The sequence below is a fragment of the Aliivibrio sp. S3MY1 genome, assembly GCF_028765575.1.
GTDB lineage: Bacteria > Pseudomonadota > Gammaproteobacteria > Enterobacterales > Vibrionaceae > Aliivibrio.
Genome location: NZ_JARACO010000018.1, coordinates 38,140 through 62,426, shown reverse-complemented (window position 1 = coordinate 62,426; position 24,287 = coordinate 38,140). Strand labels below are relative to the sequence as shown.

Genomic DNA, 24,287 nt, shown 5'->3' with positions numbered 1-24,287 from the left:
ATCATGACAGAATTAAAAAATGACCGCTATTTACGTGCGTTATTAAAACAACCAGTAGATTACACACCCGTTTGGATGATGCGCCAAGCAGGTCGATACCTTCCAGAGTACAAGGCGACACGAGCAGAAGCTGGTGATTTCATGTCTCTGTGCAAAAATGCAGAGCTTGCTTCAGAAGTGACTCTTCAGCCTTTACGTCGTTTTCCTTTAGATGCAGCGATTCTATTTTCAGATATTCTGACTATTCCTGATGCAATGGGTTTAGGTCTGTACTTTGAAACAGGCGAAGGCCCTAAGTTTGAACGCCCAATTACTTGTAAAGCTGACGTAACTAAAATAGGCCTTCCAGATCCTGAAGGTGAGCTGCAATACGTAATGAATGCAGTACGTCAGATCCGAAAAGATCTAAAAGGCGAAGTGCCACTGATTGGTTTTTCTGGTAGTCCTTGGACACTAGCGACATACATGGTTGAAGGTGGAAGCTCAAAAGCATTCACTAAGATCAAAAAGATGATGTATGCAGAGCCAGCAACATTACACCTATTGCTAGATAAATTAGCTGATACAGTTATTGAATACCTAAACGCGCAAATTAAAGCGGGTGCACAATCAGTGATGGTATTTGATACATGGGGTGGTGTATTAACGCCTCGTGATTACAACGAATTCTCTTTGCAGTACATGCATAAGATCGTTGATGGCTTAATTCGTGAAAATGAAGGCCGTCGTGTACCAGTAACGCTATTCACCAAGAATGGTGGTATGTGGTTAGAGTCAATTGCAGCAACAGGCTGTGATGCCGTAGGCCTTGATTGGACAATCAATATTGCAGATGCGAAAGCTCGCATTGGTGATAAAGTGGCTCTACAAGGTAATATGGATCCATCAATCCTTTACGCACAACCTGAACGTATCCGCCAAGAAGTAGGTACTATTCTAGAAGGTTTTGGTAATGAAGGCACAGGTCACGTATTTAACTTAGGTCATGGTATTCACTTAGACGTTCCGCCAGAAAATGCAGGTGTATTTGTGGAAGCGGTTCATGATTTATCTAAGCCTTACCATAAATAAAATCTTAGTTTAAGATCCTAGATAGAAAGGAGACTCATTGTAGTCTCCTTTTTTATTGGAACAGAGCTATAATTTTATGGTCATAAATTAGATGAAAGCAATAAAGAGCCAGTTATGTTTAAACAATTACGTACCTTATTAAAAAAAGTCATCAATGAAGCGGCAGAAAGCGGCTCAAATGATACGACCTCGATGCATTTAGCAATGGCCTCATTACTTTGTGAAGTATCGGGTGCCGATCATCAAAGTGATGAGCGTGAAGATAGCGCGAAATTACAGTTATTGGTAAAACTGCTCGATATTAGTGAAGAACAAGCACAGCAATTATTGCTTGAAGCGGTAGCTAAAAGTAAAGCGTCGACGTCTTTATATGAGTTTACGACTAAGCTGAGAGCCTTAATGCCAAGTGAGCGTTATGATTTAATCGAAGCGATGTGGGCTGTTGCGTATGCCGATGGCATTATTGAACCGATGGAAGAGGCCGTTATTCGCCAAGTCTCTGATTTGATCTATCTTGATCATTTAGAGTTTATACGAGCAAAACTTGCCGCTGCACCAAAACATCAGTAGCTGAACCTTAATTAATAGAATATTGAAGCCTGCGAATAAACAGGCTTTGTTTTTTACTAAATGGCCTTAATAACCCTTATCAAAATCCACCAAGTTCAATAATGAAAACCCATCACGCCAACGTAAGTAATTCTCAGTAAATTGCTCAAAAACCTGCTCAGGAAAACTGATTGCAGCAATATGCGGAGTCACTGTGATGTTAGGGTGGTGCCAATAGGGACATTCTTGAGATAAGGGCTCGTTAATAAATACATCGAGAAAAGCATGGGAGAGGGATTGCGACTCTAGGGCATGCAATAAGCCATAGTTATCGATGACATCACCACGTCCAACGTTAAATAGTAATGCGCCATTACAGTCGTTTAACGTATCAATATTAAGTAAGCCAACGGTTTTTTCTGTTTTAGGTAAAGTACTGACAATCACGTCTGCTTGCTTAAAAGCACTGCTCATTTCAGTAATGTGAAATACTTTTTCAAAGGGAGAATCTTTGGGTGGAATGCCTGAACGATTGATACCATAAGCAGTAAAGCCTAATGCTTTCGCCGTGTTTGCAAGAGCGCAACCAATCGATCCCGTACCTAGAATAACCATAACTTTATTGGTGAGTGATGAGTAGCTATGAGGTTGCCATTGTTTTTGCTGTTGTTGCTGATCATACAATGCAAAGTGACGAAAATAGTGAATGCAATAACCCAAGACATACTCAGAGAGCGGTTGACCAAAGATCCCTTTTACATTAGTAAGATCGTAGTCTTGTCGTAAATCTGGATGGGTTAAAGCATCAATACCTGCAAAGGTAGATTGGATCCAGTCAACAGATTCAAATTGATTAAGTAAACCCAGAATGAGTGGTGGATCGGCAAGAACAATGTCAGCCTTTCTAAGATCGTGACAAATTTCGAGATCAGGAAGATCTGATAGCTTGAAAAGTGAGAGGTATTTCTCTTTTTCTTTTGAAATGATCAGTAATTTATTCATAACCTTCCTTTTGTCATTCGTGGTTATCAAGTACACTTAAAGCGTCATTTTTTTATAGTGTAGAATCGTATATGTTACGCAATCCTATCCAAGTTCGTTTAGAAAAGTTTGAACCATGGCAACAAATTACTTTTATGGCTTCTTTATGTGAGCGTATGTATCCAAACTATGCCCATTATTGTGAAGCTACAGGCTTTGCTGAGCCTCAAACCTATCGCGTGATACTAGATAGTATTTGGGAACTATTGACCGTTAAAAATGCCAAGATTAATTTTGAACGTCAATTAGAAAAGCTAGAAGAAATGATCCCTGAGTTAGATGATGACTCAATTTACCTAACTTACCCTGCTATTGATGCGTGTGTTGCGCTATCGACGTTCCTACACGGGATCTTAGATCGTGATGTATTAGAAGAGGCAATGTTTAAGATCAGTCAATTATCAGTGATGACCGTTGCTCAATTAGTTGAAGCTGAAACAGGTGAAGAAGTAACAGACGAAAATCAAAAAGAAATTGAAGTGATTTGTGAAGAGTGGGATGTCCAGTGGGCTATTTTCCGTCCTCTTCGTGAAGCAGAAGAGCGTGATATCGATTTAATTAAAGATTTACGCCAAGAATTACGAGATGAAAATGTAAGTAATATAGGGCTTGAACTGAGCTACTAATACTCTTACTTGCATAAAAAAACCGATGATAATTCATCGGTTTTTTTGTTTTTATCTAAAGGGGCTTGCTAACACCTTTATATGTATTTTTGAATTTACTTAGTGTTCTTCTTTATCTGTATTATCAATAACACCGTGTTTAGTTTTCCAATTTGTCCAACGTTGTTGAGCAAGTTGCTGCATATCTGTTGTTTTGTCAGCTTCATCAATAATCTCTTCGCCAACCATGTATTCAAAGATATCTTCTAGCGTTAATAAACCTTGAACCGTGCCATATTCATCAATGACGAGAGCAAGCTGCGCTCTGTGCTTCATCAAGTGTTCAAATGCCTTTGGTAAGGTTGATGTACTGATGACAATCTGAATTGGACGCATAATAGAGCCAAGAGGACGTTTTCCTTGTCCTTCATGCATTGCAGAGAACAATTCTAAGCGGTGAGTAAAGCCTATGATATTGTCGCTGTCCTCGCTGTAAACTAAAGGACGAGAGAATGGCGTATTCATGTGCTCTTTTAGAAAGTCTTCAACCGTCATTTCTGCATTAACGCGAAATAATACGGTTCTTGGGGTCATTATCTGCGTCACCGGAATATCTTTAATATTTAAAATATTAGTTAATATTTTTGATTCGCCTTCTGCAAACTCACCATTTTCTTTTGCAAGTGTTGCCATTGCTGCAATTTCATCTCTTAACTTTGGAGCTTGGTGACCACGAGCTAAACGTTTTGTTAGTTGTTCTGAAGCCCAAACAACAGGACTCAGCAATAGAACCATCCAATAAAGCATTCTTGCTGCCATTGGAGCCAATTGACGCCAGTAAGTTGCACCAATCGTTTTAGGTACGATCTCTGAGAATAATAGGATAGCGAACGTTAAAAACGCTGAGAATACGCCTAACCATTCACTACCAAAAACAATAGAGGCCTGAGCACCAGATGCAGCAGCACCCGCAGTATGGGCGATAGTATTTAGTGTTAAAATAGACGCTAAAGGGCGATCTACATTATTTTTAAGTTTCGTTAATCTTTCTGCAGAAGGGTGATTTTCCTGACGCATTTGTGCTAAATAACTTGGGCTAATACTAAGTAAAATAGCCTCAAGAACAGAACAAATGAAAGATACACTAATAGAAATGGCGATATAGATGGATAAAATAAACATTATTAATCTCAAAAAAGTAAGCAAGCCCTTATAAAATGGGTACTGATTGACTAAAATACAATGACTCATAAGTGAAAAATAGTAACAATTTGTGAGACGTTACTCAGTTTGTGCCTAAAGAACGCGCATTCTGTAGCAAGAAGCGTGACAAACCTTTGCCAGATGGGGTCTTTATGCATTAGAGTGAGCAAGATTTCAAAAAATATAGAAGGGAAACCCTAATGAATAAAACCCAGTTAATTGATGCTATTGCTGAAAAAGCAGATCTATCAAAAGCACAAGCAAAAGCAGCTCTTGAAGCGACTCTAGAAGGCGTAACTGGCGCACTTAAAGATGGCGAACAGGTTCAACTTATCGGCTTTGGTACTTTTAAAGTTAACCATCGTGCAGCACGCACTGGTCGTAACCCTAAGACTGGTGACGAGATTCAAATTAAAGCGGCTAATGTTCCTGCATTTGTTGCTGGTAAAGCACTGAAAGAATCAGTGAACTAAGATATACTTTGCCGAGTTAACCCTTAACTCGGCATTTTTATGAAGCGCATTCTATCTACCTTACTTCTCTCTGCATTTCTTTTTGGCTGTTCATCAATTCCATCGGATGAGCAACGCATTAAATCAATCACATTAACGGGTGGTCAAATCCAAGGTGATGCAACCAGTTACTATTGGTATACACGTCGACTACAACAGCCCCTTACTGCATCAGATTACGTTACCATGGGTGATTATGGTTGGTATAAAACAACTTATCGCTGGGAAAAGAACGTATTAGTCGAAGCCGTTCGTGAAGGTGAGATGCTAGATAATACTGACGACCTCATTCCTTACATGATGCACGTTCGTTATAATGGCAATGGAGAGGCGGTGTATCAACGCTATCGTAAAGATAGTCGTATATTTCCATTAATGCCAAACCAACTCGCTCAATTTCAAGAGCAATCTAAATATTTAATCACAAATGTAGAAAATTTTGATAAAGAAGGCATCGCTTTATTTCAAGGTGAATGGGATGGTGAAACATTTTACTCTTGTGATGGTAAGCAATACGATCAATTAGAATTTAATAAAATTTTGCCGAATTTTGTCGTCGCGCGATTATCTGGTCTAGACAGTTTTATTTCGTTTTTAGGTGAAGAGAAAAATCGAGATAAGAAAATCTTAAAAATGTCGGAGTTATTGTTATTAACCGATGACAGTTATAAGTGTGTAGAACGCCCAAATCTTATTGAAGATTAATACCAGTTGTCGATTATTGAACAATAAAAAAGGCGCTATCATCAGCGCCTTTTTTCTATTTGTAGCAAAATAATGTTTATTTGCTCTCTAATTCGCGAGCAATGGCACGGTAACCAATGTCATTGCGATGGAACATGCCATTCCAACTAACTTGCTTTGTAAGCTCATATGCACGTTCCTGAGCTTCTAAGACGGTATTACCTAATGCAGTTGCACATAATACACGTCCGCCATTTGTCACTACCTCACCAGCATCGTTGTTTTTTGTACCAGCATGAAATACTTTCTGGCCTTCAACTTCAGTGGTTGGAAGAGAGATGATATCTCCTTTTGCGTAATCTGAAGGGTAACCACCAGCAGCAAGAACCACACCGATAGAAGCGCGAGGATCCCACTTAGATTCAGCGTCATCCAGTTTCTCATCAATCGCCATTAGGCATAGTTCAACAAGATCTGACTTCATACGCATCATGATCGGTTGTGTTTCTGGATCACCAAAGCGACAATTATATTCGATAACATTTGGCGTGCCATCAGCATCAATCATCAAACCTGCATATAAAAATCCAGTGTAAGGCGCGCCTTCAGCATCCATTCCACGTACAGTAGGGTAGATAACTTCTTCTAGAATACGATTATGGATTTCAGGAGTAACAACAGGCGCTGGAGAATATGCACCCATTCCACCGGTATTAGGGCCAGTGTCTTTATTGCCTACACGCTTATGATCTTGGCTTGTTGCCATCGGTAGAACACTTGTGCCATCAACCATAACGATAAAGCTTGCTTCTTCGCCTTCTAAAAACTCTTCAATAACAACGCGGCTACCCGCGTCACCAAAAACGTTACCAGAAAGCATGTCTTTGATTGCGTCTTCTGCTTCTTCAAGCGTCATTGCAACAATAACGCCTTTACCAGCAGCAAGACCATCGGCTTTAACGACAATCGGCGCACCTTGTTCACGAACATAAGCTAATGCAGGCTCAATTTCAGTGAAGTTAGCGTAGTAGCCAGTTGGAATATCATGACGAGCTAAAAAGTCTTTAGTAAACGCTTTAGAGCCTTCTAGTTGTGCTGCCGCTTTCGTAGGGCCAAAGATAGGTAATCCTGCTTCACGGAATGCATCTACCACCCCAATCACTAATGGGCCTTCAGGACCAACGATAGTCAGTTCAATTTCTTTTTCTTTAGCAAACGCAACAAGAGCAGTAATGTCTTCAACATCAATCGCCACGTTTTCTAATTTTGGTTCAAGTGCTGTACCTGCATTACCTGGAGCGATAAATACCGTTTCAACGTTTGGGTTTTGTGCCGCTTTCCAGCCTAAAGCATGCTCTCTACCGCCTGCGCCGATGATCAATACGTTCATGTTTTAATCCTTAATACCATCTTGTAATGGGGCTAAATTATATAAATCGGTGAATACAAAGTTCAGTGTGCGAGAAACTATAAGAGCAATATTAAGCTTACAGAGTGCTCTTTTTTGCTCTTATAGGAGCGCAGCGTTCTAGTTTCTAGAAGCGAAGCGCTCTCGTTACTGTCCTTCCTAGTGACGGAAGTGACGCATACCGGTAAAGATCATCGCCATACCATGTTCGTCTGCTGCCGCAATAACTTCGTCATCACGCATAGAGCCACCGGGTTGAATAACACACTTAATCCCCGCTTCTGCTGCGGCATCAATACCGTCACGGAATGGGAAGAACGCATCCGATGCCATTGCACAGCCTTCAACCACAAGACCTTCGTCTGCGGCTTTAATGCCAGCGATTTTTGCAGAGTAAACACGGCTCATTTGGCCTGCGCCAACACCGATAGTCATGTCACCTTTAGAGTAAACAATCGCGTTAGATTTAACGTATTTTGCTACTTTCCAGCAGAATAGGGCATCTTTTAGCTCTTCAGCTGTTGGTTGGCGTTTCGAAACCACTTTAAGATCATCTTCAGATACCATGCCTTGGTCGCGATCTTGAACTAGTAAACCGCCGTTAACTCGTTTCACGTCAAAGCCAGTTGTTTTCGTCGTCCACTCACCACATTCAAGTAGGCGAAGGTTTTTCTTAGCGGCTACGATTTCAATTGCTTCAGCAGAAACAGAAGGAGCAATGATAACTTCAACGAATTGACGCTCAGTAATTGCTGTTGCTGTTGCTGCATCTAGTTCACGGTTAAATGCGATGATGCCGCCAAATGCAGAGGTTGGATCTGTTTTGAAAGCGCGGTCATAAGCTTCAAGAATATCTTTACCTAGGGCAACACCACATGGATTTGCGTGTTTAACGATAACACATGCAGGTTCGTCGAACTCTTTCACACACTCTAGAGCGGCATCTGTATCTGCAATGTTGTTGTAAGAAAGCGCTTTACCTTGGATCTGACGAGCCGTTGATACTGATGCTTCTTCAGGATTTGCTTCAACATAGAATGCAGCAGCTTGATGACTGTTCTCACCGTAGCGCATGTCTTGTTTTTTCTTGAACTGTTGGTTGAAGGTACGAGGGAATTTAGATTCGTTATCGCCTTCTTTATTCTCACCATAGCTAGGAACCATAGTACCGAAGTAGTTAGCGATCATGCCATCGTAAGAAGCGGTGTGCTCAAATGCTGCAATCGCAAGGTCAAAACGCGTTGCTTGAGTCAATGATTTGTCGTTAGCGTCCATTTCAGAAATTACGCGATCGTAATCGTGAGCATTAACGACAATAGTGACGTCTTTATGGTTTTTAGCCGCAGAGCGAACCATTGTTGGACCACCGATATCGATGTTCTCAACAGCATCAGCTAACGTACAGCCTTCTTTTGCTACGGTTTCAGCGAATGGATAAAGGTTAACAACAACAATATCGATTGGGTTGATACCATGTTGAGTCATGATGTCATCATCTTGACCGCGACGACCAAGAACACCACCATGAACTTTAGGATGAAGAGTTTTAACGCGGCCATCCATCATTTCAGGGAAGCCTGTGTAATCAGAGACTTCTGTTACAGGGATATTTTTTTCTGCCAGCAGGCGAGCTGTGCCGCCAGTAGATAAAATATCAACACCACGTTCAGTCAGTGCTTGAGCAAATTCTACAATACCAGTTTTATCAGATACGCTAATTAGCGCGCGACGGATCGGACGTGGGTTATTCATTGCTACTTTCTTCCTTTAGAATTAAGTTAGGATTTTTGCCAAAAATGAACTTGTTCTGTTTGTCATGCTTAATGATAAAGACAACAAACAGCAATTGGCCAGTTTTGGGAAATACCCTAATAAAGAGTTAAGCGCGAAACATCAGATCAACGTAATGGCACATATTCTAACTAAACTTAAACAAAAAAGCTTCCGCAATCGATTGCATTCTCAAAAAAAGATGCCCTTTTTATTAAAAAAGAATCAAAATAGGCTCTAACAAAGAGGGATTAGAGTTAATGAAAATGTATTTAATTGGTGAATTGGCAAAACACTGTAATGTAACCAGTGATACATTACGTTTTTATGAAAAAAATGGATTACTCATTCCGTCGGGAAGAAGTGCTAGTGGTTATCGTCTTTATAATGAAGAAAACCTAGTACAAATCCGTTTTATTTTAAAAGCAAAGCAATTAGGTCTAACTCTTGATGAGATTAAAGAGTTGCTTGCGATTCGTTTAGAGGCAACCAAACACAGTTGTGCAGAAGTTAAATCCATTACACAAACGAAGTTAACGATTATAGATGAGAAGATTGCACAGCTAACGGATATACGCAGCGCATTAAAAAGCATTAATGATGCATGTTGTGGTCATATTGATGATGATGCCTCGCATTGTTCCATTCTTTCCGCATTGGCTGATTTAGAAGAGAAAAAAGCGTAATTTATTATGACAGTTTATTAAAGATGCTGATAAAATGGTCGATATATAATATATAAGAATACGAGCAAAAATTAGGTGAGAGCCAATTAATGGAAAAACAATACGTAATGAAATTGCTTTCCGCTCTGAAAGTTATCGATAAAAAAATCAGTGAGCAAGGCAAAGCAGTAATGGAGCTTGATGCTCGCATTAAGCGTATTGAAGCTCAAAACGCTAAGATCGCGAAAATGATTGATAGTGGAGGTGCTCAAGGAGCGAGTACAGCAGGAGCCTCAGCTGATTTAAGTGAACTTGATGAGCGTTTGAAAGGAATTGAAGAGAAAACAGCAAAAGCAGTCGAGCTTATTCGCTCTGGTGCTGGCGCTGGTGGTGGTAAGAAAAGAGCTTGGCCGCCATAGTAGGTAAGAGATTTAAAAACCGATATTGCAGAAATGCAGTATCGGCTTTTTTATACCTATTGTCCGTAGAAATGCATGAATGTGTTTATTTTCGGTATAAAAAAAGCAGCGTTAATTGCTTAACACTGCTTTGAATTTTCAATAAGGCTTGATTAGTTCATGCCGTATTTTTTAAGTTTTTTGCGAAGCGTACCACGGTTGATACCCATCATGTTTGCTGCTTTTGTTTGGTTGCCGCGAGTATGCTGCATGATCATGTCTAGTAGAGGTTGCTCTACTTCAGCTAATACTAATTCATATAAGTCGTTAACTTCTTGACCGTTTAATTGGCCTAAGTAGTTTTTCAGCGAAGCCTTAACAGAGTCACGTAGTGGTTTCTGAGTAATTTGGTCTTGTGCTGTAACTGTTGTAACTGTTAATGCTTCTGAAGTCATAGATTGATCGAACATATTCTGTTTAGCTCTTCTGTTATTATGATGCAACGTGGTCGAAATAGCTTTCAAGCTGACGGAGTTGCTGTGAAGCGTCCTCTATCGCGTTAAAGCTGCGGCGGAACTCATTTGCTTGCTCATGCTCTTTTAAGTACCAACCCACATGCTTACGAGCAATGCGAGGGCCTAAAAACTCACCATAAAATAGGTGAAGCGCATGAACATGGCCAAGTAAAGTGGCCTTCACTTCTTCAATTGGAAGAGGTGGCATAAGCTCGCCCGTTTCTAAATAATGTTGGATTTCTTGAAAAATCCATGGCCTACCTTGTGCAGGACGGCCGATCATTAAAGCGTCTGCGCCTGTGTAATCAAGCACAAAGCGAGCCTTCTCCGGTGAGTCGATATCACCGTTCGCTATAACCGGAATAGAAATCGCTTCTTTTACCGCTTTAATGTTGTCGTACTCAGCATCACCTTTGTACATACAAGCTCTAGTTCTCCCATGAAGGGCTAACGCTTGAATGCCACACTGTTCTGCCATTTTTGCAACCTGAACACAGTTTCTATTGTCTGGATCCCAGCCTGTGCGCGTTTTCAGAGTAACAGGAACATCAACAGCATTCACCACAGCCAGTAAGATCTCTTCAATCAAATCTGGTCGTTGTAGAAGCGCTGAGCCTGCAAGCTTCTTATTCACTTTTTTAGCAGGGCATCCCATATTGATATCGATGATTTGCGCACCAGTTTCAACACAGTGTTGCGCTGCTTCCGCCATTAACTTTGGATCTGCCCCTGCAATTTGTACTGAGCGAATACCAGATTCACCTTCATGTACCATGCGATTTTGGGACTTAGATGTTTTCCACAGTTTTGGATTAGAAGACATCATTTCGCTTACAGCCATGCCTGCGCCGTAACGCATACACAACTCACGAAAGGGCCTATCAGTTACACCTGCCATAGGGGCAACGATAAGATTGTTGTTTAATGTATATTTACCTATCTGCAAAACATCCACACACGTTTGTGTCAGCAAGGGCGCGCATTTTACGCATTTTTTGTCCGCCTGAAAAGAGCAAATTTTGAGCATTTACAAATAGTTTATGCAATTTGTTTATATTTCAGTCAATTAGACGGTTTTATGCCTCAAATTTAGTATTGAGGCATTGAATTTTTTTCTAGGAGGAGTAGGTCTGAGGCGATGTTACTTCTTAATTCCTGAGATTCTGCACCATTCTTGTTGCTCTGCAATCGCATCAAGAGTGAAGTTATCAGAATAATATGAAGCGACATTGAGTGCTTGAGTATCAAGTACACCAGACATTGCTAGGGCGCCACCAGGAGCAACATGAGCGGTGATAATGCTTGAAAGTTCACGCAGTGGAGCAGCAAGAATATTGGCAACAACAACGTCAGCTACAAGGTTTTCTGGTTGGTCTTGAGGTAGGAATAACTCAAGTTGGTCGACAACGCCATTACGAGCGGCATTCTCTTTTGAAGCGGTGATCGCTTGAGGATCAATGTCGATCCCAACCACTTTCGCTGCGCCTAGTTTGATCGCCGCGATCGCTAAGATGCCAGAGCCACAACCAAAATCGATAACGGTTTTGCCTGTTAGGTCGATACTCTCTAACCATTCAAGGCAAAGTGCGGTTGTTGCGTGTGTACCTGTACCGAACGCTAGACCAGGGTCAAGCATTACGTTAATGGCATCAGGCTCAGGGATTTCACGCCAGCTCGGGCAAATCCATAAACGCTCACCAAACTTCATAGGGTGGAAGTTGTCCATCCACTCGCGTTCCCAGTCTTTGTCTTCTAATTGCTCTACTTTATAAGCAAAATTTTCATCAAGTACTGAGCTTGCTTTTAACTGTGCAATCACTAAATCCATGTCGGTTTCTGCATCATAAAGTGCAACAATATCCGTTTCGCCCCATAAACGGGTCTCTCCAGGAAGAGGCTCAAAAATAGGTACGTCTTTAGCATCTAAAAAAGTTACTGAAAGAGCACCGGTCTCTTCCATTAGCATGTCACTGATTTGTTCAGCATTTTCAGAGGTTGCGTTTAGTTTTACTTGAATCCAAGGCATGGGGATCACTTTATTTAGTTGAAAATATCGGCGAATTTTATCATAGAAAAAGGCCGTGAGTGTAATCACTCACGGCCTTTATTTATTTCTTTAACTTAAAAGAATAAAATTAGCGTCTTATTGAAGGCCTAATTTTTTCTCAAGGTAATGAATGTTAGCCCCACCGTGTTGGAAGTTCTCATCGTTCATAATTGATAGTTGAAGAGACGTATTTACGTTAATACCTTCAATAATCATTTCACTTAATGCGTTCTTCATACGAGCAATAGCAACATCACGGTTCTCACCGTAAGTAATTAGCTTACCGATCATTGAATCGTAGTGTGGTGGCACTGTGTAGCCTGTATAGATGTGAGACTCCCAACGAACACCCATACCACCTGGAGCATGGAAGCGCGTGATCTTACCTGGAGATGGTAAGAATTTAACTGGGTCTTCAGCATTAATACGACACTCAATAGAGTGGCCACGTAGCTTAATATCATCTTGGGTATAAGATAATGGTTGGCCAGCAGCAATACGCAGTTGCTCTTTTACTAAGTCGATACCCGTTACCATTTCAGTAATCGTGTGCTCAACTTGAATACGTGTATTCATCTCAATGAAGTAGAACTCGCCATTTTCATATAGGAATTCAAACGTACCAGCACCACGGTAACCAATTTCGATACACGCACGAGTACAACGATCACCGATGTATTTACGCATCTCTTCAGTGATGCCAGGAGCCGGAGCTTCTTCAACCACTTTTTGGTGACGACGTTGCATAGAACAGTCACGCTCACCAAGGTGAATAGCATTACCTTGGCCATCAGCAAGAATTTGAACTTCAATGTGACGAGGGTTTTCAAGGAATTTTTCCATGTAAACCATGTCATTATTGAAACATGCTTTTGCTTCTGCGCGAGTCATTGCAATTGCTTCAACAAGATCTTTTTCTGCACGAACAACACGCATACCACGACCACCGCCGCCGCCAGAGGCTTTGATGATTACAGGAAAACCAATACGTTTTGCATGAGCTTTGTTCTTAGCATCATCATCATCTAATGGGCCGTCAGAGCCTGGTACACAAGGTACGCCTGCTTTTTTCATTGAAGTGATTGCTGATACTTTGTCACCCATCATGCGGATAGTTTCCGCTTTTGGACCAACAAAGATAAAGCCAGAACGTTCAACTTGCTCAGCAAAATCTGCATTTTCAGAAAGGAAGCCATAGCCTGGGTGAACGGCAACAGCACCAGTTACTTCAGCTGCACTGATAATGCGAGGAATATTTAGGTAACTGTCGATACCACGAGCTGGACCAATACAAATCGTTTCATCAGCAAGTAGAACGTGTTTCAAGTCACGGTCAGCGGTAGAGTGTACCGCCACGGTTTTGATGCCAAGTTCTTTACATGCACGCAAGATACGTAGTGCAATTTCACCACGGTTTGCGATAACTAATTTATCTAACATAGAGGCCTCTATTATTCGATGATAACAAGAGGTTGATCAAACTCAACCGGGTTACCGTCTTCAACTAGAATCGCGGTAACAACACCAGATTTGTCTGCTTCAATTTGGTTCATCATTTTCATTGCTTCAATGATACATAATGTATCACCAGCAGTTACTTGTTGGCCAACTTTAACAAATGGTTTTGCATCAGGGCTTGAAGCGCCATAGAACGTACCAACCATTGGAGAGCAAACTTTATGACCAGCAACTTCAGCAGGAGCATCAGCAACAGGAGCTGCGATTGGAGCTGCGATTGGAGCCGCTACAGGTGCAGGAGCTGCAACTGCTTGCATTGGTGCTAATTGAGCCATTGGTGCAACAGCACGGCTGATGCGTACTGATTCTTCACCTTCAGAGATCTCAAGTTCAGCAATGCCAGATTCTTCAACTAGTTCAATCAGTTTTTTAATTTTGCGGATATCCATTGTGTAATCTCTTCTGTTTATATTCAGTGATTAATTTGAACGCAGACGTTTTGCTGCTGCATTCAAAGCAAATTCGTAGCCATCAGCGCCTAAACCACAAATCACACCAAGCGCTTTATCTGAAAGATAAGAGTGGTGGCGGAAAGGTTCGCGAGCATGGACATTTGATAAATGTACTTCAATAAAAGGAATATCAACCCCAAGCAATGCATCGCGTAAAGCGACACTAGTATGTGTAAACGCTGCGGGATTGATGATAATGAAATCAATGTTTTGATAAGCATTATGAATTGCTTCAATCAACTCATATTCACGATTTGACTGTAAATGCTCAAGTTCAATATTCAACGCATTGGCTTGAATAGTGAGAGAATTAACAATTTGCTCTAAATTTTGATTGCCATAATGTGCAGGCTCTCGAAGACCTAATAAGTTTAGATTCGGTCCATTGAGAACTAAAATTCGTGATTGAGTCGACATTGTGATGCTAAATTCCTTGTTCTTGCGATTGAAGTAAAAAAAGCATGATTTTTATATTCGATTTAATGCGTTTTTGCAAATATTGCCTTACAAATACTCATAAAAAGCAATTATAGACAATATCACAGCAAATCGCAGCAAAATACTGGTCTTATCAGCTCTAAGTTCTCACTTTGATGAGAAGAGGATAAAACATATTTTGACTCAAATGTGATAATAAGAAGCAAAGAGGGCAGTAAAGTTCCGTAATTTGATTTGTTAGTTAACAAATACTGTCTAATTTGTTGAGCAATTATACAGTTTTTGATTTTGTTTATTAGTAAGTTAGTGAGGAAAGGACTAACAGTTCTGTAAATTTGAGCTAGAAGTCACAAGAAAAAAGTCGCTATTATGACTAATAGCGACCAAATACCTTGTTCAGAGTTTTTACTCTAGAGGTTGGTGTTAGTAAATAGATTTACTTAGGCAATTTTTCTTTGTTCTTCAATCAGCTTATCAACCACTCTTGGATCGGCAAGAGTTGAGGTATCTCCTAGATTTGAAGTGTCACCAGTGGCAATCTTACGAAGAATACGACGCATGATTTTTCCTGAACGTGTTTTTGGTAATGAATCGGTCCAGTGTAGAAAATCAGGGGTTGCGATAGGTCCAATTTCTTTTTTAACCCAATCTTTTACTTCTTTATGCAGTTCTGCGCTTGGTATTTCTCCAGAGTTTAGCGTGATGTAGGCATAAATGGCTTGCCCTTTAATATCATGAGGAACGCCAACAATCGCGGCCTCTGCTATTTTATCAAAAGCGACTAAGGCTGATTCTACTTCAGCGGTTCCCATTCGGTGACCAGAGACATTTAATACGTCATCAACACGACCAGTGATCCAATAATATCCATCATCGTCACGTCTAGCGCCATCGCTGGTAAAATACATACCTTTAAACGTTGAGAAGTAAGTTTGTTCAAAACGCTCATGATCACCGTAGATAGTGCGCATTTGTCCCGGCCAAGAATCAGTAATAACTAAATTACCATCGGCAGCACCTTCAATGAGGTTACCCATGTTATCAACCAGAGCCGGTTGAACACCAAAGAATGGACGAGTTGCTGAACCTGGTTTTAATGCTGTTGCACCAGGTAGTGGAGATATTAATATTCCACCCGTTTCAGTTTGCCACCAGGTATCAACGATTGGACAGCGAGCGTCACCAATAGTGTTGTAATACCACTCCCATGCTTCAGGATTTATAGGTTCACCGACCGATCCCATAACTCGAAGAGAGCTTCTTGATGTGCCTTCTATCGCTTCTTTACCGTGAGCCATTAATGCTCTGATTGCGGTAGGTGCAGTATAAAGAATATTTACGTTGTGTTTATCTACTACTTCACTCATACGGCTGGTGCTTGGGTAGTTAGGTACGCCTTCAAATAAAATGGTTTTCGCCCCATTCGCTAATGGACCATAAATAAGATAAGTGTGCCCTGTGATCCAACCAACATCGGCAGTACACCAGAATACTTCCCCTTCTTGGTAATCAAAAATATATTTGAAAGTCATGGCTGCATAAACAAGATAGCCGCCAGTGGTATGTAATACGCCTTTTGGTTTACCTGTTGAGCCTGAGGTATAAAGAATGAAAAGAGGATCTTCTGCATTCATCGCTTCAGGTTCACAATGCGAAGAAGCCATTGCGGTTGCTTCATGCCACCAAACATCACGACTTTCAGTCCATTCAATGTCATTACCTGTACGTTGGAACACAACAACTTTTTCAATCGTGGTAACTGCAGGGTTATTTAAAGCATCATCCACGTTATTTTTTAGTGGAACTGTGCGTCCGCCACGAACACCTTCATCTGCAGTAATCACGACTTTTGCATCGGAATCAACAATTCGTCCTGCTAGTGCTTCAGGGGAGAAACCGCCAAAAACAACAGTATGAACCGCGCCGATACGAGTACAAGCAAGCATAGCAACAGCAGCTTCAGCCACCATTGGCATATAAATACAAACCACATCGCCTTTACGTACTCCTTGGCTTTTTAGTGCATTTGAAAATTTACATACTTGTTCATGAAGTTCGTTGAAGGTAATTGAGGCGTCATCTTGAGGATCATCGCCTTCCCAGATGATTGCAACGTCGTCACCACGAGTAGCAAGGTGGCGATCAATACAGTTTGCTGAGACATTTAACTCGCCATCTTCAAACCATTTAATATTTACATGACCAGTATCGAAAGAGGTGTTTTTTACTTTGGTATAAGGAGTTATCCAATCCACAATTTGTCCATGTTCACGCCAAAATGCTTCGGGATTAATCACGGATTGCTGATACATTTCACGGTATTTATCTTCATCTGCATGGGCATTGATTGCGATGTCTTGATTGACTGGGTATACGTGAATGTCACTCATGTTGTTTCTCCTTGTGAATACAGCAAATATCCAATTTATGACTGGATTTCATTGCAGCACCATCATTGGCTCTGCTTTTTTATTGGTAGGGTTGATATTACTTTCGGTTAGAAATGGTTTTTCAACAATTAGACTTTAGTCAGAGAAAGAAGGGTTTACTGAATTATCAGGGCAGTGAGTGTTGATTTTTGAGACGCAGATCAGTAACTGTGTGCATTTCTTATTTTAGCTAAAGGGTGAGCAAGTGGCGCAACCAAGCCACTCTTTATATTTTTTTATCATATGTAAGCGATGGCGCAGTAAGTCTCTTCCTATTCTCGCTAGAAATCAGCTAAGAATGAAAGCGGCTTTAGTCTAGCGTTTTCATAAAAGATGTAAAATTTGAAGGCGAAGTCACATTTTAAAAGGTGCAGTTTTCTTTTCTTTTGTTTTCCCTTTTTATAAACCCATACAATGCCATAATGAACGTCTCTTTTATTCCCTTTGGACATTGTCATGTTTCGCGTTTCTCCTTTTGCTTGGATCTCTCAATACTTTGGTGGATTCTTTTTTGCCTATGGTGTCTATTTACCATTTTGGGCACTGTGGTTTGAAGACCAAGGCGTATCTGCTGGAGATATCGGTGTCTTAATTGGTTTAGGTTTTGCGACACGCTGTGTAGCCAACTTGGTGATAACTCCTCGTTTGCATAAAGTGGAATATTTACTGCCCGCGTTACGAATTCTTACTCTCGCCTCATTAATCGCCCTTGGTCTGTTTTTAATTAATGGGGGAAGTTTCTGGTGGATGGCATTTGTTACCGTGCTCTTTAATTTATCTTGTGGTCCTGCCGTTCCATTGTCTGATGCGATGACAAACTATTACGCGAAGAATAATTTATTGGATTATGGGCGAACTCGTTTATGGGGCTCAGTGAGTTTTATTGCGGGCTCTACGGTTGTTGGATATTTAGTGTCAGGGTTCGGTACTGACATGATCGTGTATACTGCGATCGCAGGGATATTAGCGGCGTTATTTTTAGTGATGCGAAACCCAAACCCCATGCCTGTATCGGTATCAGATGAAGATCAAACTCGCCCACCATTACTTGCGCTATTAAGCGAAGCTCCAGTCTTAAAATTCATTATTTTGGTTTCTTTAATTCAAGGCAGTCACGCAGCGTATTACAGTTTTAGTTCTATCTACTGGAAAGAGTCGGGCTATCAAGAAAGTACCATTGGCTATCTATGGAGTTTAGGGGTTGTGGCTGAGGTCATGGTATTTGCTTTTAGTAAGCAATTGTTTGCCGGATGGAAGATATCAACACTATTTAAAGTTGCGGCTGTTGGGGTGATGGTTCGTTGGGGGTTAACCGCAGCAACGACAGAACTGTTTGCTTTAGTGCTTGTTCAGGCTTTACATGGTGTGACTTTTGCGATGGCGCACCTAGCGGCAATTCAATATATTCAGCGATTCCCTCAAAATAAAATGATCCCTCTGCAAGCCTTATATAATGCGATTCCTTTAGGTGCATTTATTGCGCTAATGACGACATTAAGTGGCTGGGGCTATGAAGCATGGGGAGCGAATATTTTCTGGTTAATGGCGGCCATGGGCTCTTTTGCTTTACTGATTAAATTGGATAAAGTGACCGATAAATAGGTATTAATCACATTTGTTAACTTGAGTAAAAAACAAGCGACAATATAACGCTAGAATGGTGCTACAGAGTATTTGTACCCTTCTGGCGTTTTTTATGGCACTAGAGTGGTATCACCAAGGATGAGTGATGACACAAGGATGGATTGTGGTGCCAGTGTCGCTGGCATATTTAGGGTTATTATTTTTAATTGCCTGGTATGGCGATAGGCAAAAAGGGTGGTTAGCTCAGTATCGCCCGTGGATTTATAGTCTTTCTATTGCAGTCTACTGCACCTCATGGACCTTTTATGGCACCGTAGGCCAAGCCACCAGTAATCCGTGGTCTTTCCTTCCCATTTATCTTGCTCCCATTTTTGTGTTTGTATTTGCATGGCGTTTTTTAGCCAGAATTATCTTAATTGCAAAGCGAGAGCACATCACCTCTATTGCTGATTTTATCGCGGCTCGATATGGAAAATCTCAAGGTTTAGCTGGTGTTATTACGATTATCGCGGTGGTCGGGATACTTCCTTATATTGCATTGCAATTAAGAGGGATCACGATGGGACTCGATCTTGTCGCCCCTAATTTGGCTCTGGATTTAGGCTATCAAGATGGGCATGTCTCTTGGTTTGTTGGCGGTGCCCTTGCGGTATTTACGATTCTTTTTGGAACTCGACATATTGATACCACAGAGCATCACCGTGGTTTGATGATGGCGGTCGCGTTTGAATCGATAGTGAAATTGGTCGCCTTTTTTGCGGTTGGCGGTTTCATTCTTTATTTAGCGTATTTTGATGCTAATGTTGATTTAATTTCTATTGCCAAAGAAACCTACCAATCACCTAATATCATCACGCTTTTGTTTCATACTATCTTAACGATGGCGGTGATAATCTGTTTACCGCGCCAATTTCATACGACGGTAGTGGAGAATGAACAGGCGCAAGATCTACGCACGGCGCGTTGGGTATTTCCACTCTACTTGTTTTTGATCGGTCTATTTGTACTGCCTATTTCGTGGGCAGGACAAGCTCTGCTCTCTGGTGGGGTTAGTGATAGTTTTGTTATTAGCGTGCCATTATCGGTCGGTGCTGAGAATATGGCATTACTGGCTTTTGTTGGTGGAACCTCCGCCGCCAGTGGCATGGTTATCGTATCTACTATCGCACTGGCGATTATGGTATCAAATGATTTAGTTTTACCTTTGCTATTACGTCGAGTAAAAACCACAGGACGATCGTTCGGACATTTTTCTAAATTATTAGTAATGATTAGACGCGTGCTTATTCTCTTATTGTTATTAGCCGCGTGGGGATTTTATCAAGCACTTGATTCGATTGATTCACTGTCGGTCATTGGCTTATTAGCTTTTGCGGCCATAGCTCAATTTGCACCGGCGTTAATTGGTGGGCTGTATTGGCGAAATGCCAACAAAAAAGGCGTGTATGCAGGGTTAATTATCGGATTTTTAATTTGGGTTGTTACTCTGATGAGCCAAACTCAAATGTTAGCAGGCAGCGCTGAAAGTAACGTTTTATTATGGTTAATCACTCCTTCTGAATGGCTACAGGTGAAAACCTCAGATTGGGGCATGATGCTCAGTTTAGGGCTTAACACTCTATTATTTATTCTTGTTTCATCAATCTCTCGGGCATCATTAAGCGAGCGTTTACAAGCGGCTGCATTTGTTGGCGCCCCTTTACCTGAAAATGAAGATATCAGTGTTTATCAAACTCGAGTGACGGTTGGTGAGTTGGAAATGTTGGCTTCGCGATTTGTTGGTCGCCGCCGAGCTCAAAAAGCCTTCCGCCAATTCTCTCAACAGCATGATGAATCCTCATTGCCGCAACAACAGGCAAGCTCTGCACTAATTCGCCATACCGAGCGTGTACTGGCTGGCGTATTTGGTGCTTCTTCTTCTCGTTTGGTTCTGACTTCAGCATTACAAGGCAGAAATATGCAGTTGGAAGAGGTGGCAACCATCGTTGATGAAGCCTCTGAGTTGTATGATTTTAGCCGTGGTTTATTGCAAGGGGCGATTGAGCACATTAGCCAAGGGATCGCCGTGGTTGATAAGCAGATGAAATTGGTTGCATGGAATCAACGTTACTTGGAGTTATTTACTTTCCCTTCAGGATTAATTCAAGTGGGTAGACCGATAGCTGATGTGATCCGCCACAATGCAGAGCAAGGTTTGTGTGGACCGGGTGATCCTGAAATACACGTTCAACGACGAGTGGAGCATTTAGAGCGAGGAACTCGTCATGTCTCTTCTCGTATTCGCCCTGATGGCCAGGTTATTGAAGTGCAAGGGAACCCGATGCCCAGTGGTGGATTTGTAATGAGTTTTACGGATATCACTGTATTTCGGCAGGCAGAAAAAGCATTAAAAGAGACTAATGAAACCCTCGAGTCGCGCGTTCACGAACGAACTAAAGAGTTAGAAAAATTAAACCAACGATTGGTTGGTGCAACCCAAAGTGCAGAATTAGCTTCTCAATCAAAAAGTCGTCTACTCGCCGCCGTTAGTCATGATTTAATGCAACCTTTAAATGCAGCGCGTTTGTTTGCTTCTTCATTGAGTGAAGTGGCAAAAGAAGCTGAAACCAAAAAAATATCTGGTCACATTGAGAGTGCATTAGGTGCAGCAGAAGAGCTGATTGGTGACTTATTAGATATCTCTCGTCTAGAAGCTGGTAAGTTAGAGACACACGTTCAAGGTTTTTCATTGAGCAGTCTGTTTTCCAATTTAGAGGCAGAATTTGGCGCATTAGCGAAACAACAAGGAATTGATTTCTCGGTTATTCACTCGAATGTAGTCGTAGAGTCTGATCCAAAATTACTGCGTCGAGTGGTGCAAAACTTTCTAACCAATGCATTTCGATATAATCCACAAGGTAAAGTGGTACTTGGAGCAAGAAGAGTTAAAGGCAAAATCCGTATTGATGTATGGGACAGCGGAATTGGTATTCCAAAAGAGAAACAGCAGGCTATTTTTGATGAGTTTACCCGTGTTGATCAAAATCGAGCAGATCAAGGATTAGGATTGGGACTTGCCATTGCTCGCGGTATTTCTCATGTACTTGGCCATACGATTTCATTACGTTCATGGCTTAATCAAGGCTCGGTATTTTCAGTCACTCTTAATAGAGGTGTACTGCTTGAGAGCAATGAGTCTACGGTAGAGCAAAAGCCTGAATTGCCATTAAGTTTTGTTCGTGTGTTATGCGTGGATAATGAACCAGACATTCTTATTGGTATGGAATCATTGGTGTCTCGTTGGGGTTGCGAAGTGAAAACGGCAACCGATTTAATGAGCAGTTTACAATGTTTGGAAGAAGGCTGGGTTCCTGATGTTATCTTTTCTGATTATCGATTAGATAATGATAGAACCGGTTTAGAAGTCCTACAGCAGTGTCGTTTGCGTTTAGGGAATGCATTTGAAGGGGTGATGATCAGTGCGGATAAAACCGATGATTTATTGGCAAGTATTAAAAGCAATGGCTTTGGGTTTATTGCAAAACCGGTTAAACCTTTAAAGTTAAGAGCGGTGTTGAATAGGCATGTAAAAGCGTAAATCATTAAGTTTAATGCAGTGTAGATAAAAAGGGAGTTAGCATTCACTAACTCCCTTTTTCTAGCCTAGATTATTAATCAATATCTGACGTTATCTATTTAATTAATAAGGTATTAATGGTCGTGAGCTTCGCCTGAGCCTTTAGGGTAACGAATAGACTCAACCAGATCTTGCACATCTTGTGGCACTTCTGCGGTTACTTTGTTCACTACAATCGAGACAATGAAGTTCAGACACATACCTAGCGTACCGATCCCTTCAGGGCTGATACCAAACCACCAGTTATCAGGTGTGCTTGCTGCTGGGTTAATGAACTTAAAGTAAACAATATAAGCGGTAGTGAATGCGACACCTGAAACCATACCGGCAATCGCCCCTTCCTTATTCATCTTCTTATAGAAAATACCCAAGATAATCGCAGGGAAGAAGGAGGCTGCTGCTAAACCGAAGGAGAAGGCAACCACCTGTGCAACAAAGCCTGGTGGATTAATCCCTAAGTAACCAGCACCAATAATAGCAACTACGGCAGCCAATCTCGCGGCGAGCAGTTCTTGTTTATCGGTCATGTTAGGCTTAAAGCCTTTTTTTAATAAATCATGAGAGATAGAGGTCGAGATTACCAGTAGTAGACCGGCAGCCGTTGATAATGCAGCGGCTAAGCCACCCGCAGCTAATAGTGCTACAACCCAGTTTGGTAAACTTGCTAGTTCAGGTGATGCTAGAACGATGATATCTCGGTTGATGTCCATTTCATTACGTTCATCACCAGAGTAAAACATTTTGCCATCACCGTTTTTATCTTCCCAACCAACAAGGCCTGTGTCTTCCCAGTTTTTATACCAGCTTGGTGCATCAGCAGCGGCAACCCCTTGGCTATCTGGACCATTAATGGTTTCAATCATATTTACACGAGCAAATGCGGCTACCGCAGGCGCTGTGGTGTATAGAAATGAAATAAACAGTAACGCCCAACCCGCAGAGATACGTGCATCTTTAACACGAGGTACCGTGAAGAAGCGGATAATTACATGAGGAAGTCCAGCCGTACCCACCATTAGTGCCGCACAGATAAAGAAGACATCAACCATGCTCTTAGATCCGTCAGTATATGGCGTAAAACCAAGTTCAGTCGTTAATCCATCCAACTTATCTAATAAGTAGACTTCAGAGCCAGTAACGGTTGATCCCATACCAATTTGAGGGAATACGTTACCTGTCATCATAATAGAGGTGAAAACCGCAGGAACAAGGAAGGCGAAAATGAGGACACAGAATTGAGCAACCTGCGTATAAGTGATGCCTTTCATGCCACCCAGTACCGCATAGAAAAATACGATACCCATACCAATAATGATACCGATATTAATATCAACCTCTAGGAATCGTGAGAACACCACGCCAACACCACGCATTTGTCCTGCCACATAAGTGAAAGAAACAAAGATGGCACAGAACACGGCAACCATACGAGCGGTTCGAGAGTAGTAACGTTCACCGATAAAATCTGGCACGGTGAATTTACCAAATTTACGTAGATAAGGCGCAAGACAAAGCGCTAATAGTACATAGCCACCGGTCCAACCCATAAGATACACAGCACCATCATAACCAACAAAGGAAATGATACCCGCCATTGAAATAAATGATGCTGCAGACATCCAATCTGCCGCGGTAGCCATGCCATTAGCAACAGGGTGAACCCCGCCACCTGCGACATAGAACTCACTGGTTGATCCGGCGCGAGCCCAAATTGCAATTCCGATATAGAGAGCAAAAGAGATACCGACTAATATAAACGTCCAAGTTTGGATACCCATGATA

Annotated in this window: 21 protein-coding genes; 9 read left to right on the top strand and 12 right to left on the bottom strand. The window is 41.4% G+C overall.

What is annotated here, in order from left to right; all coding sequences use genetic code 11:
• Window positions 1-3: 3 nt before the first annotated feature.
• Window positions 4-1,071: a uroporphyrinogen decarboxylase gene (gene hemE / locus PVK62_RS12595; protein ID WP_045103104.1), complete on the top strand. Its 1,068-nt coding sequence runs from the start codon at window positions 4-6 to the stop codon at window positions 1,069-1,071.
• Window positions 1,072-1,185: 114 nt separating this feature from the next.
• On the top strand, window positions 1,186-1,641 hold the full coding sequence (locus PVK62_RS12590) for a tellurite resistance TerB family protein (RefSeq protein ID WP_274442297.1): 456 nt from the start codon (window positions 1,186-1,188) through the stop codon (window positions 1,639-1,641).
• Between the two features lie 66 nt (window positions 1,642-1,707).
• Here PVK62_RS12590 and PVK62_RS12585 read toward each other — a convergent pair whose 3' ends face one another.
• Complete coding sequence (locus tag PVK62_RS12585) at window positions 1,708-2,622, bottom strand: D-2-hydroxyacid dehydrogenase (RefSeq protein WP_274442298.1); 915 nt, start codon at window positions 2,620-2,622, stop codon at window positions 1,708-1,710.
• 71 nt (window positions 2,623-2,693) lie between these two features.
• Between PVK62_RS12585 and PVK62_RS12580 the strand changes: the two genes are divergently transcribed.
• A complete protein-coding gene (locus PVK62_RS12580; RefSeq protein WP_045103101.1) occupies window positions 2,694-3,287 on the top strand; it encodes a YjaG family protein in 594 nt (197 codons plus the stop codon).
• 99 nt (window positions 3,288-3,386) lie between these two features.
• On the opposite strand, the gene PVK62_RS12575 is transcribed toward PVK62_RS12580, so the two are convergent.
• A complete protein-coding gene (locus PVK62_RS12575; RefSeq protein ID WP_274442301.1) occupies window positions 3,387-4,448 on the bottom strand; it encodes a CNNM domain-containing protein in 1,062 nt (353 codons plus the stop codon).
• A gap of 221 nt (window positions 4,449-4,669) precedes the next feature.
• Here PVK62_RS12575 and PVK62_RS12570 point away from each other — a divergent pair, with 221 nt between their 5' ends.
• Both PVK62_RS12570 and PVK62_RS12565 read left to right on the top strand, forming a co-directional pair.
• Entirely contained in the window at window positions 4,670-4,942 is a 273-nt protein-coding gene (locus tag PVK62_RS12570) for an HU family DNA-binding protein (RefSeq protein ID WP_122033826.1), read from the top strand.
• Window positions 4,943-4,981: 39 nt separating this feature from the next.
• Window positions 4,982-5,686, top strand: a complete 705-nt coding sequence (locus tag PVK62_RS12565; protein ID WP_274442302.1) for a DUF1481 domain-containing protein — start codon at window positions 4,982-4,984, stop codon at window positions 5,684-5,686.
• A 76-nt stretch (window positions 5,687-5,762) separates the two neighbouring features.
• Here the strand turns inward: PVK62_RS12565 and purD are convergent, their stop codons facing one another.
• A complete protein-coding gene (gene purD, locus PVK62_RS12560) occupies window positions 5,763-7,055 on the bottom strand; it encodes a phosphoribosylamine--glycine ligase (protein WP_274442303.1) in 1,293 nt (430 codons plus the stop codon).
• Between the two features lie 177 nt (window positions 7,056-7,232).
• Window positions 7,233-8,825 carry a bifunctional phosphoribosylaminoimidazolecarboxamide formyltransferase/IMP cyclohydrolase gene (gene purH, locus PVK62_RS12555; RefSeq protein ID WP_274442305.1) on the bottom strand — a complete coding sequence of 531 codons (1,593 nt, stop codon included), beginning with the start codon at window positions 8,823-8,825 and terminating at the stop codon, window positions 7,233-7,235.
• Window positions 8,826-9,109: 284 nt separating this feature from the next.
• Here purH and zntR point away from each other — a divergent pair, with 284 nt between their 5' ends.
• Together zntR and PVK62_RS12545 are read left to right on the top strand one after the other, a co-directional pair.
• Window positions 9,110-9,529, top strand: a complete 420-nt coding sequence (gene zntR / locus PVK62_RS12550; RefSeq protein ID WP_274442523.1) for a Zn(2+)-responsive transcriptional regulator — start codon at window positions 9,110-9,112, stop codon at window positions 9,527-9,529.
• Window positions 9,530-9,618: 89 nt separating this feature from the next.
• A complete protein-coding gene (locus tag PVK62_RS12545; protein WP_274442306.1) occupies window positions 9,619-9,927 on the top strand; it encodes a hypothetical protein in 309 nt (102 codons plus the stop codon).
• Window positions 9,928-10,079: 152 nt separating this feature from the next.
• Here PVK62_RS12545 and fis read toward each other — a convergent pair whose 3' ends face one another.
• The 7 genes from fis to acs form a co-directional block, all read right to left on the bottom strand.
• Window positions 10,080-10,376 carry a DNA-binding transcriptional regulator Fis gene (fis, locus tag PVK62_RS12540; protein WP_005421285.1) on the bottom strand — a complete coding sequence of 99 codons (297 nt, stop codon included), beginning with the start codon at window positions 10,374-10,376 and terminating at the stop codon, window positions 10,080-10,082.
• A 22-nt stretch (window positions 10,377-10,398) separates the two neighbouring features.
• A complete protein-coding gene (gene dusB, locus PVK62_RS12535; RefSeq protein WP_274442524.1) occupies window positions 10,399-11,367 on the bottom strand; it encodes a tRNA dihydrouridine synthase DusB in 969 nt (322 codons plus the stop codon).
• A gap of 195 nt (window positions 11,368-11,562) precedes the next feature.
• Window positions 11,563-12,447, bottom strand: coding sequence for a 50S ribosomal protein L11 methyltransferase (gene prmA / locus PVK62_RS12530; protein ID WP_274442307.1), 885 nt, complete (start codon window positions 12,445-12,447; stop codon window positions 11,563-11,565).
• A gap of 117 nt (window positions 12,448-12,564) precedes the next feature.
• Window positions 12,565-13,908, bottom strand: coding sequence for an acetyl-CoA carboxylase biotin carboxylase subunit (accC, locus tag PVK62_RS12525; protein WP_274442309.1), 1,344 nt, complete (start codon window positions 13,906-13,908; stop codon window positions 12,565-12,567).
• Between the two features lie 11 nt (window positions 13,909-13,919).
• Window positions 13,920-14,375, bottom strand: coding sequence for an acetyl-CoA carboxylase biotin carboxyl carrier protein (accB, locus tag PVK62_RS12520; protein WP_274442310.1), 456 nt, complete (start codon window positions 14,373-14,375; stop codon window positions 13,920-13,922).
• Window positions 14,376-14,405: 30 nt separating this feature from the next.
• Window positions 14,406-14,855, bottom strand: coding sequence for a type II 3-dehydroquinate dehydratase (gene aroQ / locus PVK62_RS12515; RefSeq protein WP_274442312.1), 450 nt, complete (start codon window positions 14,853-14,855; stop codon window positions 14,406-14,408).
• Window positions 14,856-15,316: 461 nt separating this feature from the next.
• On the bottom strand, window positions 15,317-17,266 hold the full coding sequence (gene acs, locus PVK62_RS12510) for an acetate--CoA ligase (RefSeq protein ID WP_274442313.1): 1,950 nt from the start codon (window positions 17,264-17,266) through the stop codon (window positions 15,317-15,319).
• A gap of 495 nt (window positions 17,267-17,761) precedes the next feature.
• Between acs and PVK62_RS12505 the strand changes: the two genes are divergently transcribed.
• Together PVK62_RS12505 and PVK62_RS12500 are read left to right on the top strand one after the other, a co-directional pair.
• A complete protein-coding gene (locus PVK62_RS12505) occupies window positions 17,762-18,907 on the top strand; it encodes a 3-phenylpropionate MFS transporter (RefSeq protein ID WP_274442315.1) in 1,146 nt (381 codons plus the stop codon).
• A gap of 127 nt (window positions 18,908-19,034) precedes the next feature.
• A complete protein-coding gene (locus tag PVK62_RS12500; RefSeq protein WP_274442317.1) occupies window positions 19,035-22,466 on the top strand; it encodes a PAS domain-containing hybrid sensor histidine kinase/response regulator in 3,432 nt (1,143 codons plus the stop codon).
• A 113-nt stretch (window positions 22,467-22,579) separates the two neighbouring features.
• Here the strand turns inward: PVK62_RS12500 and PVK62_RS12495 are convergent, their stop codons facing one another.
• Complete coding sequence (locus PVK62_RS12495) at window positions 22,580-24,283, bottom strand: sodium:solute symporter family protein (protein WP_274442319.1); 1,704 nt, start codon at window positions 24,281-24,283, stop codon at window positions 22,580-22,582.
• Window positions 24,284-24,287: the final 4 nt, after the last annotated feature.